Origin of the sequence: Streptomyces hirsutus (assembly GCF_001418415.1) — a bacterium.
In the GTDB taxonomy this organism is placed as follows: Bacteria; Actinomycetota; Actinomycetes; order Streptomycetales; family Streptomycetaceae; genus Streptomyces; species Streptomyces hirsutus.
Genome location: NZ_LIQT01000100.1, coordinates 1 through 13,517, shown reverse-complemented (window position 1 = coordinate 13,517; position 13,517 = coordinate 1). Strand labels below are relative to the sequence as shown.

At 71.3% G+C, this 13,517-nt stretch carries 12 protein-coding genes; 9 read left to right on the top strand and 3 right to left on the bottom strand.

Annotated features, from left to right (window positions below; genetic code table 11):
- Positions 1-16 precede the first annotated feature (16 nt).
- The 7 genes from AOK11_RS08875 to AOK11_RS08845 all read left to right on the top strand — a co-directional run bounded on the left by AOK11_RS08875 (position 17) and on the right by AOK11_RS08845 (position 6,901).
- Complete coding sequence (locus tag AOK11_RS08875) at positions 17-601, top strand: PaaI family thioesterase (protein ID WP_055593107.1); 585 nt, start codon at positions 17-19, stop codon at positions 599-601.
- Positions 598-1,173, top strand: a complete 576-nt coding sequence (dut, locus tag AOK11_RS08870) for a dUTP diphosphatase (RefSeq protein WP_055593106.1) — start codon at positions 598-600, stop codon at positions 1,171-1,173. Before AOK11_RS08875 ends, dut begins: the two co-directional genes overlap by 4 nt.
- 1 nt (position 1,174) lies before the next feature.
- On the top strand, positions 1,175-1,936 hold the full coding sequence (locus AOK11_RS08865; protein ID WP_055593105.1) for a DUF3710 domain-containing protein: 762 nt from the start codon (positions 1,175-1,177) through the stop codon (positions 1,934-1,936).
- Between the two features lie 308 nt (positions 1,937-2,244).
- Positions 2,245-4,890 (top strand): sensor histidine kinase, encoded by a 2,646-nt coding sequence (locus AOK11_RS08860; RefSeq protein WP_079034716.1) that lies wholly within the window; start codon positions 2,245-2,247, stop codon positions 4,888-4,890.
- Positions 4,887-5,570, top strand: coding sequence for a response regulator (locus tag AOK11_RS08855; RefSeq protein WP_055593104.1), 684 nt, complete (start codon positions 4,887-4,889; stop codon positions 5,568-5,570). The genes AOK11_RS08860 and AOK11_RS08855 overlap by 4 nt, the downstream gene beginning before the upstream one ends.
- A gap of 149 nt (positions 5,571-5,719) precedes the next feature.
- Positions 5,720-6,118: an OB-fold nucleic acid binding domain-containing protein gene (locus tag AOK11_RS08850; RefSeq protein ID WP_079034715.1), complete on the top strand. Its 399-nt coding sequence runs from the start codon at positions 5,720-5,722 to the stop codon at positions 6,116-6,118.
- 3 nt (positions 6,119-6,121) lie between these two features.
- Positions 6,122-6,901, top strand: coding sequence for a DUF3159 domain-containing protein (locus tag AOK11_RS08845; protein WP_055593103.1), 780 nt, complete (start codon positions 6,122-6,124; stop codon positions 6,899-6,901).
- A gap of 83 nt (positions 6,902-6,984) precedes the next feature.
- Here AOK11_RS08845 and AOK11_RS08840 read toward each other — a convergent pair whose 3' ends face one another.
- Positions 6,985-7,662 (bottom strand): potassium channel family protein, encoded by a 678-nt coding sequence (locus AOK11_RS08840; protein WP_055593102.1) that lies wholly within the window; start codon positions 7,660-7,662, stop codon positions 6,985-6,987.
- Positions 7,662-8,333, bottom strand: coding sequence for a potassium channel family protein (locus AOK11_RS08835; RefSeq protein WP_055593101.1), 672 nt, complete (start codon positions 8,331-8,333; stop codon positions 7,662-7,664). Before AOK11_RS08835 ends, AOK11_RS08840 begins: the two co-directional genes overlap by 1 nt.
- 594 nt (positions 8,334-8,927) lie before the next feature.
- Between AOK11_RS08835 and AOK11_RS08830 the strand changes: the two genes are divergently transcribed.
- Together AOK11_RS08830 and AOK11_RS08825 are read left to right on the top strand one after the other, a co-directional pair.
- On the top strand, positions 8,928-10,973 hold the full coding sequence (locus AOK11_RS08830) for an APC family permease (protein ID WP_055593100.1): 2,046 nt from the start codon (positions 8,928-8,930) through the stop codon (positions 10,971-10,973).
- Between the two features lie 67 nt (positions 10,974-11,040).
- Positions 11,041-12,369, top strand: coding sequence for a class I SAM-dependent RNA methyltransferase (locus tag AOK11_RS08825; RefSeq protein WP_055593099.1), 1,329 nt, complete (start codon positions 11,041-11,043; stop codon positions 12,367-12,369).
- Positions 12,370-13,053: 684 nt separating this feature from the next.
- Here the strand turns inward: AOK11_RS08825 and AOK11_RS08820 are convergent.
- Positions 13,054-13,517 (bottom strand): IS3 family transposase (locus AOK11_RS08820; RefSeq protein WP_107098532.1); only part of this gene is annotated, 464 nt, incomplete at its 5' end.

Here is a 13,517-nt window from a genome sequence, read left to right as displayed (position 1 = left end):
GGTAAGGTCTGCGCCTGTGAGTGGTACTTCCTCAACTCTTCATCCCCCCGCCGACGCCGTGCCCCCGGTGCGTCATCCGGATGCTCCCGCCCCCGGTGAGCTGCTCGGCGCCCACTACGACCAGTGCTTCGGCTGCGGCGGCGAGCAGCCCCACGGGCTGCACATCGAGGCGCGGGCCGGCGAGGGCGTGTCGGTCACCGCCTCGTTCACCGTGCGCCCCGTCCACCAGGGCGCCCCGGGTCTCGCGCACGGCGGGGTGCTCGCCAGTGCCCTGGACGAGACGCTCGGCGCGCTGAGCTGGCTGCTGCGCACGATCGCCGTGACCGGCAGGCTCGAGACCGACTACGTCCGGCCCGTGCCGGTCGACGCCACCCTCCACCTGGAGGCGGAGGTGACCGCGGTGGCCGGACGGAAGATCTACTCCACCGCGACCGGACGCATCGGCGGCCCCGACGGCCCGGTCGCGGTCCGCGCCGACGCGCTGTTCATCGAGGTCAAGATCGACCACTTCGTCGACCACGGCCGCGAGGAGGAGATCCAGGCGGCCATGGACGACCCGGACCAGGTCCGTCGCGCCCGCGCCTTCGAGGTGAACCCGTGACCGGACCCCGGAGCGACGCGCGTCCTGAGGGCCGGCTCGAGGTGCTGATCCGGCGCGTCGACCCGGACGTGCCGCTCCCGGCGTACGAGCACCCCGGTGACGCGGGTGCCGACCTGCGGACCACCGAGGCGTGCGAACTCGCACCCGGGGAACGGGCCGTTCTGCCCACCGGAGTGTCTGTGGCCCTGCCCGAGGGGTACGCGGCCTTCGTGCACCCGCGATCCGGACTGGCCGCGCGCTGCGGCGTCGCCCTGGTGAATGCCCCGGGGACGGTTGATGCCGGGTACCGTGGGGAGATCAAGGTGATCGTGGTGAATCTCGACCCGCGCGAGGCCGTGCGGTTCGAGCGTTTCGACCGGATTGCCCAACTGGTCGTCCAGCAGGTCGAGCGGGTCCGTTTCGTGCCGGTCGCGGAGCTGCCCCGCTCGGTACGGGCCGAGGGGGGCTTCGGATCCACCGGCGGCCATGCCGCGGTGGAAGGTAAGAGCGGCACAAGCGTTCAGGCCGCCGTCGGCGGCACAGTGGGTGGGAATCGATACGCTTCGGTCGTATCCGACCGGGAAGGACAGTGACGTGTTCGGACGTCGCAAGAAGAGGGATGCCGCCGAGGACGCGGCCGGCGAGGCCGAGCAGGTCGTCGACGGTGTCGACACGGAGTCGGGCGGTGGGACCGAGCGACTGAGGCTCGAGCCGGCGCCGCGGCCCGACGGGCCCTGGGACAGCTCCGAGGTGAGGGAGCCCGGCGAGGGCAGGGTCGACCTGGGCGGTCTGTTCGTGCCCGGAGTGGACGGCATGGAGCTGCGGGTCGAGGTCGCCGGCGACGCGATCGTCGCGGCCACCGTCGTGCTGCACGACAGCGCCATCCAGTTGCAGGGTTTCGCGGCCCCCAAGCGTGAGGGCATCTGGGGCGAGGTCCGCGAGGAGATCGCGGCCGGCATCACCCAGCAGGGCGGCATCATCGACGAGGTCGAGGGCCCGCTGGGCTGGGAGCTGCGGGCCCAGGTGCCGGTGCAGCTGCCGGACGGCACGGGCGGCTTCCAGGTCGTCCGGTTCGTCGGCGTGGACGGCCCGCGCTGGTTCCTGCGCGGGGTGATCTCGGGTCAGGGCGCGGTGCAGCCGCAGGCCGCCGGGCTGCTGGAGCAGATCTTCCGGGACACGGTCGTGGTGCGCGGGGAGGGCCCGATGGCACCGCGCGACCCGATCGTCCTGAAGCTGCCCGACGACGCGCAGATGGTCCCCGAGGGCGTGCAGCAGGAGGAGGCCTCCGAGGGCTCCCGCTTCGCGGGCGGCATGGGACAGCTGGCGCGCGGACCGGAGATCACCGAGGTCCGCTGATCGCCCGGCGCTTCGCAGCCACGACGACGGGGCCGCACCCGGCCAGGACGCTGTTGACCGACAGCGTCCCCACCGGGTGCGGCCCCGTCGTCGTGGGCGGGCTCCCCGGCGGAACTCCGACGCCCGCCCGCAGCCGCCCGTCAGGGTTCCGTCAAGTCCGTCAGGGTTCCGTCAAGGACGCGTCCCGCATCCCGGCCGCCGCCTTCGGCCGCCCCGGACGAACGTAGGGTCGACTCCGCGCAGACAGCGGTGGACCGGTGACCGGCAACCGGCGGCCCGGCTGTCCGGAACCGGAAGACAATGAGGGCATGGGACGCGGCAGACTTCGGATCCACCTCGGCGCGGCACCGGGCGTCGGCAAGACGTACGCGATGCTGTCCGAGGCGCAGCGCCGTGTCGAGCGGGGCACCGACTGCGTGGTCGGGTTCGTCGAGCACTACGACCGGCCGCGTACCAGGGCACTCCTGGAGGGCCTGGAACAGATACCGCGCCGGGAGCTGGAGTACCGCGGCGCCGTCCTCCCCGAGATGGACCTCGACGCCGTCCTCGCCCGCCGCCCCCAAGTGGTCCTCGTCGACGAACTCGCCCACACCAACGTGCCCGGCTCGCGCAACGCGAAGCGCTGGCAGGACGTGGAGGAGCTGCTGGCCGCCGGGATCGACGTGCTGTCGACCCTCAACATCCAGCACCTGGAGTCCCTCGGCGACGTCGTGGAGTCGATCACCGGCGTCCGGCAGCAGGAGACCGTACCGGACGAGGTGGTGCGGCGGGCCGACCAGACGGAGCTGGTCGACATGACGCCCGAGGCGCTCCGCCGCCGGATGGCGCACGGCAACGTCTACCAGCCGGACAAGGTCGACGCGGCCCTGTCGAACTACTTCCGTCCCGGCAACCTCACCGCGCTCAGGGAACTCGCGCTGCTGTGGGTGGCCGACCGGGTCGACGAGTACCTCCAGCGGTACCGCAGCGAGCACGACGTCTCGGCGATCTGGGGGTCACGCGAACGGATCGTGGTCGGCCTGACCGGCGGTCCCGAGGGCCGCACCCTGATCCGCCGTGCCGCGCGGCTGGCCGAGAAGGGCGCGGGAGGCGAGGTGCTCGCGGTCTACATCGCCCGCGGGGACGGTCTCACCGCCGCCTCGCCCGGCGAACTGGCCGAGCAGCGGACCCTGGTGGAAAGCCTGGGCGGCACCTTCCACCACGTGGTCGGGGACGACATTCCGGCCGCCCTGCTCGCCTTCGCGCGCGCGGCGAACGCGACCCAGATCGTGCTGGGCTCCTCGCGCCGCAAGACGTGGCAGTACGTCTTCGGCCCCGGCGTCGGAGCGACCGTCGCCCGGGACTCCGGTCCCGACCTGGACGTGCACATCGTGACCCACGAGGCGATCGCCAAGGGACGCGGACTGCCGGTGGCCCGGGGCGCCCGGCTCGGGCGGTCGCGGGTGGCGTGGGGCTGGGCGGTCGGAGTGGCGGGCCCCGCGGTGCTGGCCGTGCTGCTCAGCGCCTTCGACCCGGGCCTGGCCAACGACATGCTGCTGTTCCTGTCGCTGACCGTGGCCGCGGCGCTGCTCGGCGGGCTCCGGCCGGCCCTGGCCTCGGCGGCCTTCGGCTCGCTGCTGCTGAACTACTTCTACACGCCGCCCCTGCACCGCTGGTCGGTCTCCGACCCGAAGAACATCATCGCCATCGTGATCTTCGTCGCCGTCGGCGCGGCGGTGGCGTCCGTCGTCGACCTCGCCGCCCGCCGCACGCACCAGGCGGCCCGGCTGCGCGCCGAGTCGGAGATACTGTCGTTCCTCGCCGGCAACGTGCTGCGCGGCGAGACCGGCCTGGAGGAGCTGCTGGAACGGGTCCGCCAGACGTTCGGCATGGAGTCGGCGGCGCTGCTGGAACGCGCGGGCGACGTCGAGCCGTGGACCTGCGCCGGACGGACCGGCACCGGACCGGTCCTCGAGCGGCCCGACGACGCCGACGTGGACGTTCCGGTGGGGGACCACATGGCGCTCGTGCTGACCGGCCGGGTCCTGCCCGCCGAGGACCGCCGGGTGCTGGGCGCCTTCGCCGCCCAGGCCGCCGTCGCCCTGGACCGCCGCCGGCTGCGCGCCGAGGCCGACCGGGCGCGCACCCTCGCCGAGGGCAACCGCATCCGCACCGCCCTGCTGGCCGCCGTCAGCCACGACCTGCGCACCCCGCTGGCCGGGATCAAGGCAGCGGTCTCCTCGCTGCGCTCCGAGGACGTCGACTGGTCCCCCGAGGACCGGGCCGAGCTGCTCGAGGGCATCGAGGGCGGCGCCGACCGCCTGGACCACCTGGTGGGCAACCTGCTCGACATGTCCCGCCTGCACACCGGCACGGTCACCCCGCTGATCCGCGAGGTCGACCTGGACGAGGTGGCGCCCATGGCGCTCGGCGGGGTGCCCGAGGGCAGCGTCACCCTGGACATCCCGGAGACCCTTCCCATGGTCGCCGTCGACCCCGGGCTGCTGGAGCGGGCGATGGCCAACCTGATCGAGAACGCCGTCAAGTACGCTCCCGCCGGTACCCCCGTCCTGGTGGCCGCCAGCGCGCTCGCCGACCGGGTCGAGGTGCGGGTGGTCGACCGCGGTCCTGGCGTCCCCGACGACGCGAAGGACCGCATATTCGAGCCCTTCCAGCGCTACGGCGACGCCCCGCGCGGGGCCGGGGTGGGCCTCGGCCTGGCGGTGGCGCGCGGTTTCACCGAGGCCATGGGCGGCTCCCTGAACGCCGACGACACCCCGGGCGGCGGCCTCACCATGACACTGACCCTCCGCGCGGCGGCGACGGCGGCGACGTCGGAGACCTCGGCGACGGAAGTGACGGCCGGGACGAGGGCCCCCACGGCGACACATACGGCGCCCGTGGGCCCGCAGCCCGTCCGCCCAGCAGAATCGGGGCCCGTTCGCCCCGCAGAACCGGAAAGGCACTCCTCATGACCCGTGTGCTGGTGGTCGACGACGAACCGGCGATCGTGCGCGCCCTCGTGATCAACCTCAAGGCCCGCTCGTACGAGGTCGACTCCGCCCACGACGGTGCCGACGCCCTCCGCCTGGCCGCCGCCCGCCCCCCCGACGCGGTCGTCCTGGACCTGGGCCTGCCCGACATGGACGGCGTCGAGGTGATCCGGAGCCTGCGCGGCTGGACCCGGGTGCCGATCCTGGTGCTGTCCGCCCGGCACGCCTCCGACGAGAAGGTCCAGGCGCTCGACGCGGGAGCCGACGACTACGTCACCAAGCCCTTCGGCATGGACGAACTGCTGGCCAGGCTGCGGGCCGCCGTGCGCCGCGCCGAGCCCTCCGGCGAGGACGAGGGCGACCTGGTGGTGGAGACCGACGGGTTCACCGTCGACCTGGCCGCGAAGAAGGTCCACCGCGACGGCAAGGACGTACGGCTGACCCCCACCGAATGGCATCTGCTGGAGGTGCTCGTACGCAACGGCGGCCGGCTCGTGGCGCAGAAGCAGCTGCTCCGGGAGGTCTGGGGGCCGTCGTACGGGACGGAGACGAACTACCTGCGCGTGTACATGGCGCAGCTGCGCCGCAAGCTGGAGGCCGACCCGGCCCATCCGAAGCACTTCATCACCGAGCCGGGCATGGGCTACCGCTTCGAACGGTGAGTGACCGCCCGCGGCGCGCGCCGCGCGGTGCCCGCCGCGCATGCGGTGGGCACCGCATGCGCGGCGGGTGCGTGTGGCCGGGAGCGGCCGGTTCGGGCCGGGCGGGCAGCGGGTACGTAACCGTCGGGGTACCCCGGTACGCTTCACGTATGGGTGATGTTCCTCGCTCGGAGAAACCGATGGGCCGGTTCCGGCGCATGCTCGACCGGCTCTCCTCGTCGCAGGAGGACCTGGAGTCCGAGGAGCTGCGTGAGGACGCCGACACCGCCGGCTGTACGCGGATAGGTGACTGCCAGGACCGACAGATAGTGACGGTTACTGGTACCTTGCGCACGGTCACGCTGCGGCCGCGCGCGGGAGTCCCGGCCCTGGAGGCCGAACTGTTCGACGGCTCCGCCGCGCTGGACGTGGTGTGGCTCGGCCGGCGCTCCATCGTCGGGATAGAACCGGGGCGCAAGCTGATCGCATCGGGCAGGATCTCCCTGAGCAGAGGCCGCCGGGTGCTGTTCAATCCGAAATACGAACTGAGACCCCTCGGACGGGAGTAGCCGGTGACGTCGCTCGACAAGCCGACAACCGAAGACACATCCGCGGACGATGCCAGGGCGGTGACCGAGGCCGCCCTGTTCGAGGCGTTCGGCGGGGTGCGGGGCATGGTCGAGACGGTGCTGCCCGGTCTCCTGTTCGTCAGCATCTACACGATCAACAAGAACCTGCACATGGCGGCGATCGCGGCACTCGCCGTGTCGCTGGCGATGGTCGTGGTCCGGCTGGCGAGGAAGGACACCGTCAAGCACGCCTTCAGCGGCGTCTTCGGCGTCGGCTTCGGCGTGGTCTTCGCGATGATGACCGGCAACGCCAAGGACTTCTACCTGCCGGGCATGCTCTACACCACGGGCCTGGCCCTGGCGTACATCATCACCGCGATGGCCGGTGTCCCGCTGATCGGCCTGATGCTGGGCCCGATCTTCAGGGAGAACCTCTCCTGGCGCACCCGCAACCCGGGCCGCAAGAAGGCCTACACCAAGGCCAGTTGGGCCTGGGGGCTGATCCTGCTCGGCAAGAGCGCGATCCTGTTCCCGCTGTACTGGTGGGCGGACACGACACAGCTGGGCTGGGTCCTGGTCGCGCTGAAGATCCCGCCGTTCCTGCTCGCGGTGTACCTGACGTGGGTGTTCCTGGCGAAGGCGCCGCCGCCGATCGACGTGTTCGCGGAGATGGAGGCGGAGGAGCGCGCCGAGGAGGAGCGCAAGGCCGCGCGCGCACAGGAGAAGGCGCAGCACGGGGAGGACGACGAGGCGACGACGACGGGCCGGCACCGCCGGCCCTGAGCCACCTCGTTCTGCATGTGAGCACGTGAGCGGGGCCCGGAGATCTCCGGGCCCCGCTCACGTACCACCGCCACCGGCCCGGGTCAGCGCCCGGTGTCGGTCCTGCGGACCGACAGGAGGTCCTCCAGCTCCTCCTCGCGGGCCTGGGCGGCCACGAAGAGCAGTTCGTCGCCCGCCTCCAGGGAGTCCTCCCGGGTCGGGGTGAGGACGCGCGTCCCCCGGATGATCGTGACCAGCGAGGTGTCCTGCGGCCACTGGACGTCGCCGACCTGGGTGCCGGCCAGCGCCGACTCCTCGGGCAGGGTCAGCTCGACCAGGTTGGCGTCCCCGTGGCTGAAGCGCAGCAGCCGGACCAGGTCGCCGACGCTGACCGCCTCCTCGACCAGGGCCGACATCAGGCGCGGGGTGGAGACGGCCACGTCCACGCCCCAGGACTCGTTGAACAGCCACTCGTTCTTGGGGTTGTTCACCCGGGACACCACACGCGGAACGCCGTACTCCGTCTTGGCCAGCAGGGAGACGACCAGGTTGACCTTGTCGTCGCCGGTCGCGGCGATGACGACGTTGCAGCGCTGGAGCGCCGCCTCGTCCAGGGACGTGATCTCGCACGCGTCGGCGAGCAGCCACTCGGCCTGCGGAACGCGCTCGACCGAGATGGCGGTCGGCGCCTTGTCGATGAGCAGGATCTCGTGCCCGTTCTCCAGCAGTTCGCCCGCGATCGAGCGACCCACCGCGCCGGCTCCGGCAATGGCGACCCTCATCACTGACCGCCCTCCTCTTCGGGGCCCTTGGCGAACGCCGCCTCGACCCGGTCGATCTCGTCCGTGCGCATCATCACGTGCACCAGGTCCCCCTCCTGCAGCACCGTCTGGGAGCTGGGCAGAAGCGCCTCGCCGAGCCGGGTGAGGAAGGCGACGCGGACGCCGGTCTGGTCCTGCAGTCTGCTGATCCGGTGTCCCACCCAGGCCTGCGAGGTGTGCACCTCGGCGAGCTGCACACCGCCGGTCGGATCGCGCCACAGCGGCTCGGCGCCCGACGGGAGCAGTCTGCGCAGCATCTGGTCGGACGTCCAGCGGACCGTCGCCACGGTGGGGATGCCCAGGCGCTGGTAGACCTCCGCGCGGCGGGGGTCGTAGATGCGGGCGGCGACGTTCTCGACGCCGAACATCTCACGGGCCACCCGCGCGGCGATGATGTTGGAGTTGTCCCCGCTGGAGACGGCGGCGAAGGCGCCCGCGTCCTCGATACCCGCCTCGCGCAGGGTGTCCTGGTCGAAGCCGATCCCGGTGACCCGGCGACCGCTGAACGAGGAGCCCAGCCGACGGAAGGAGGTCGGGTCCCGGTCGATGACGGCGACCGTGTGCCCCTGCCCCTCCAGGGTCTGGGCCAGGGCGGAACCCACCCGCCCGCACCCCATGATCACAATATGCATCGCGTCACACCGCGCTTCCTGCAGGCCCGTCGACCATCATGACCATCGTGCTCATGTCTCTCTTTCGGCTCGCCGGGCAACCCGTGGCGGCCCGAGTACGGGACGCCGGGCAACATCATGCCGGGACGGCGAGACCCCGGTACCCTCCGGGGGCCGACCGCCGCGTCCGGACACCCGGGCCCCACGTATCCGCACCGGGAGACGGTCAGCGGCGGGTGATGCTGCGCACGCTCGCCAGGGTCAGGACCCCGAGGCCGAGCAGCGTGGCGAGGGCGCCGATCAGTTCTGCGGTCGCGTGCATGGGAACCTCCACGGGGCGGCTGGTCCGAACGGACGGGGCGCGGCCACCCGTCCGGACCAGCCGCCCCGGACGACGGACAGGGGCGGCCCGGCCGCGACGGACAGCGGCCCAGTCATATAGGCATGGAACTGGTGCGCAGCACAGAATCCGCAGCGCCACCACCCCGAGATTTCACCCGGAGAGCAGAGGATGTACGCCCGCGCCACGGCGGTGACACGAGTGCCGTAGGGAAGCCGTATGGATCTGGGTGGCGGGTGGGTCGCCCCGTGTGCGAAGGCCTACGATCCACTGTTGTGTCCAAACTGACCGACGTGCCCAAACGTATTCTCATCGGGCGCGCGTTGCGCAGCGACCGGCTGGGCGAAACGCTTCTGCCCAAGCGCGTCGCACTCCCCGTCTTCGCATCCGACCCGCTGTCCTCCGTGGCGTACGCACCCGGTGAGGTCCTGCTCGTCCTCTCCGTCGCGGGTCTGTCGGCCTACCACTTCAGCCCCTGGATCGCGGCCGCGATCGTCGTGCTGATGGTCACCGTGGTCGCCTCCTACCGCCAGAACGTGCATGCCTACCCCAGCGGCGGCGGCGCCTACGAGGTGGCGACCATCAACCTCGGGCCCCGGGCGGGCCGGACGGTCGCCAGCGCCCTGCTCGTGGACTACGTCCTCACCGTGGCCGTGTCGATCTCCGCCGGCATCGAGAACCTGGGCTCGGCGATCCCGTTCGTCGTCGAGCACAAGGTGGCCTGCGCGATCGCCGTGATCGTGCTGCTGACGCTGATGAACCTGCGGGGCGTGCGGGAGTCGGGCACCCTCTTCGCGATCCCGACCTACGTGTTCGTCGCCGGTGTGTTCACCATGATCGCGTGGGGCACCTTCCGCTCGGTGGTGCTCGGCGACGAGATGCGGGCACCGACGGCGGACTACGAGATCAACCCCGAACACCCGGGCCTGGCGGGCTTCGCCCTGGTCTTCCTCCTGCTGCGCGCCTTCTCCTCCGGCTGCGCCGCGCTCACCGGCGTCGAGGCGATCTCCAACGGCGTACCGGCCTTCCGCAAGCCCAAGTCCAAGAACGCGGCGACCACGCTCGCGATGATGGGCCTGCTCGCCGTCACCATGTTCTGCGGCATCATCGCCCTGGCCGGCGCGACCGGCGTGCGCATGGCCGAGAACCCGGCCAAGGACCTCTTCCACGACGGCGTCCCGCTCGGCCCGGACTATGTACAGCACCCGGTGATCTCGCAGGTCGCCGAGGCCGTGTTCGGCGAGGGCAGCCCGCTGTTCCTCCTCCTGGCCGCCGCCACGGCACTGGTGCTGTTCCTCGCCGCGAACACCGCCTACAACGGCTTCCCGCTGCTCGGGTCGATACTCGCCCAGGACCGCTATCTCCCGCGCCAGCTGCACACCCGCGGTGACCGGCTCGCCTTCTCCAACGGCATCGTGCTGCTCGCCGGCGCCGCCATTCTGCTGGTATGGGCATACGACGCCAGCACCACGCGCCTGATCCAGCTCTACATCGTCGGCGTGTTCGTTTCCTTCACCCTCAGCCAGATCGGCATGGTCCGGCACTGGAACCGCCTGCTGGCCACCGAGAAGCAGCAGGCCGCACGCCGCCACATGATCCGCTCCCGGGCCATCAACGCCTTCGGCGCCTTCTTCACCGGCCTGGTCCTGGTCGTCGTGCTCGTCTCCAAGTTCACCCACGGCGCCTGGGTCGCGCTGCTCGGCATGTGCGTCTTCTACGTGCTGATGACGCTGATCCGCAGGCACTACGACCGCGTCGCCGAGGAGGTCGCCGCCCCCGAGGGCCCCAGCGCCGACATGGTGCGCCCCTCCCGCGTCCACTCGATCGTCCTGGTCTCCAGGATCCACCGTCCCACGCTGCGCGCCCTCGCCTACGCCAAGCTGATGCGCTCGGACAGCCTCGAGGCGCTCAGCGTCAACGTCGACGCCGCGGAGACCCGGGCCCTGCACGCGGAATGGGAGCGGCGCGGCATCGAGGTACCCCTGAAAGTGCTGGACTCCCCGTACCGCGAGGTCACCCGGCCGGTCATCGAGTACGTCAAGAACCTGCGCAAGGAGTCCCCGCGGGACGTGGTGTCCGTGTTCATCCCCGAGTACGTGGTCGGTCACTGGTACGAACAGCTGCTGCACAACCAGAGCGCGCTGCGGCTCAAGGCCCGACTGCTGTTCACGCCGGGCGTGATGGTGACCTCGGTGCCGTACCAGCTGCAGTCGTCCGAGGCGGCCAGGCGGCGCGCCCGCAAGCGGGCGAATTGGGCGGCTCCGGGCTCGGTGCGCCGCGGTCCGGCGGAGCGGTCGAAGGACTCCTCCCCGCACACGTAGACTGGACGGCTGTTGTCGCGGGCCGTCGCCCGCCCCCTCGCCCCCCAAGTTGTGGAGTCACCCCGCCATGCAGGCAGAACCGAAGAAATCGTTGGTGGGGGAGGAGTACGAGGTCGAGATCGGCCCCGTCGCCCACGGCGGCCACTGCATCGCCCGTACGTCCGAGGGCCAGGTGCTGTTCGTCCGGCACGCGCTGCCCGGCGAGCGAGTCGTCGCGCGGGTCACCGAGGGCGAGGAGGGCGCCCGCTTCCTGCGCGCGGACGCGGTGAAGGTGCTGGACGCCTCCAAGGACCGTATCGACGCCCCCTGCCCGTACGCCGGGCCCGGCCGCTGCGGCGGCTGCGACTGGCAGCACGCCAAGCCGGGAGCGCAGCGCCGGCTCAAGGGCGAGGTCGTCGCCGAGCAGCTCCAGCGGCTCGCCGGGCTCACGCCCGAGGAGGCCGGCTGGGACGGCACCGTCGTGCCCGCCGAGGGCGACAAGCTCCCCGCCGGCCAGGTCCCGGCGTGGCGTACGCGCGTGCAGTACGCGGTGACCGCCGACGGCCGTGCGGGCCTGCGCCGGCACCGCTCGCACGAGGTCGAGCCGATCGACCACTGCATGATCGCCGCGGAGGGCGTCAGCGAACTCGGCATCGAGAAGCGGGACTGGACGGGCATGGACTCCGTCGAGGCGATCGCCGCGACGGGCTCCCAGGACCGCCAGGTCGTCCTGACCCCGAAGCCGGGCGCACGCCTGCCGCTGGTCGAACTCGACCGCCCGGTGTCCGTGCTGCGCATCGACGAGCGCAACGGCCAGGTCCACCGCGTCCACGGCCGCCCCTTCGTCCGCGAACGGGCGGACGGCCGCACCCACCGGGTCGCCAACGGCGGCTTCTGGCAGGTCCACCCGCAGTCGGCGGACACCCTGGTCACCGCGGTCATGCAGGGCCTGCTGCCCCGCAAGGGCGACATGGCCCTCGACCTGTACTGCGGCGCCGGCCTGTTCGCGGGCGCCCTCGCCGACCGGGTCGGCGACGCGGGAGCGGTGCTCGGCATCGAGTCCGGCAAGCGCGCCGTCGAGGACGCCCGGCACAACCTCGCCGACTTCCCCCGCGTCCGCATCGAGCAGGGCAAGGTCGACTCCGTCCTGCCCCGCTCCGGCATCACCGAGGTCGACCTGATCGTCCTCGACCCCCCGCGCGCGGGCGCCGGCCGGAAGACGGTCGAGCACCTGTCGTCGCTGGGTGCGCGGAAGATCGCGTACGTGGCGTGCGACCCGGCGGCGCTGGCACGGGACCTGGCGTACTTCCGGGACGGGGGGTACCGGGTGCGGACGCTGCGGGCGTTCGACCTGTTCCCGATGACGCACCATGTGGAGTGCGTTGCCATCCTTGAACCGGCCGCGAAGGGCGCCTGACCTGCGGATTCGTGCGTGCGCATTATGTGCGGTGTGGGCGTTACGGGCGATATCTTGACGCTGAAATGACGCTCGTGACGCTCATTTGACGCTCGTTCTGATGGGGTGTCAGGCAACTTGTCGGGCAGGTCAGAACCTCGCCAAGGTGGCGAGCATCGATGGGCAGGCGACGTAGAGCGCGGGCCTACTGAGTCCTGCTGGTCAGATGTTCCGGAAGAGGCCAGGCGGTCCCGTGACCTGTCGCGATGGGTACCTGGGCCTCGCTGACCTGTGAAGATAATCTTTCGGCTGCTTCACGGTCACGCCCGTTGATGCGGCCGGGAGTCCCAGAGGACTCTCACCTGTGATCCGCTCTATGCAGAGCGAGGGGGGCGGGTGCAGCACGCCGCCATCGTCCATCACCGCGCGCCGGCACGATCGACCCGTGCCTGGCCGGAGTCGCCCGGCGATCTGCCGCAAACCCTCCGCCCGAGCGCGTAGAAGCGGACATGTGACAGCGGCCGGGCCCTCCGCCTGGTAGGCGGCGGGCCCGATCGCTAGCTACTTCCTGCGATTCCAGAAGTTCTCCCACCACTTCACGCGATCCGACGAACTGCGCGGCATCACAGCACGGACCAGCCCAATCAGAAGGGCGAACGTCAGCTGGAGTTACCCCGGTCTGACAGACACCGATGGGCTTGTGATCTATGCGGCTGCGTAGAGCGCTCTATGTGGTGTCTTCGCGGCGTGACGACGTTCGTACTCGGCTGGGCTGAGCTGGCCGTTCGCCGAATGGCGGCGCCGGGGGTTATAGAAGCCTTCGATGTAGGCGAAGAGGGCCTGCTCGGCGTGGTGCCGGGTGGGGAAGGCGGTCCGGTCGATGAGTTCGGTCTCCAAGGAGGCGAAGAAGCTCTCGGTGACGGCATTGTCGTAACACGAGCCGGTGCGGCCGGTAGAAGGCCGGATCCCCGCCTCATCGCATCGCTGACCGAACGTCAGGCTGGTGTACTGGGAGCCCTTGTCGCTGTGATGCACGAGACCGGGGCAGGGTCTGCGGACCGTGACCGCCATGGCGAGGGCGTCGGTGACCAGCTCGGTTCTCATGTGGTCGGCCATCGCCCAGCCGACGATACGGCGGGAGAACAGGTCTAGGGCCTGTGTGATGTTGT

Bases quoted from the DNA above. Each gene is read 5' to 3' on its own strand.
- AOK11_RS08860 (WP_079034716.1), top strand. From the start codon at position 2,245: ATGGGACGCGGCAGACTTCGGATCCACCTCGGCGCGGCACCGGGCGTC.
- AOK11_RS08855 (WP_055593104.1), top strand. From the start codon at position 4,887: ATGACCCGTGTGCTGGTGGTCGACGACGAACCGGCGATCGTGCGCGCC.
- AOK11_RS08850 (WP_079034715.1), top strand. From the start codon at position 5,720: ATGGGTGATGTTCCTCGCTCGGAGAAACCGATGGGCCGGTTCCGGCGC.
- AOK11_RS08840 (WP_055593102.1), bottom strand. From the start codon at position 7,662: ATGAGGGTCGCCATTGCCGGAGCCGGCGCGGTGGGTCGCTCGATCGCG.
- AOK11_RS08835 (WP_055593101.1), bottom strand. From the start codon at position 8,333: ATGCATATTGTGATCATGGGGTGCGGGCGGGTGGGTTCCGCCCTGGCC.
- AOK11_RS08825 (WP_055593099.1), top strand. From the start codon at position 11,041: ATGCAGGCAGAACCGAAGAAATCGTTGGTGGGGGAGGAGTACGAGGTC.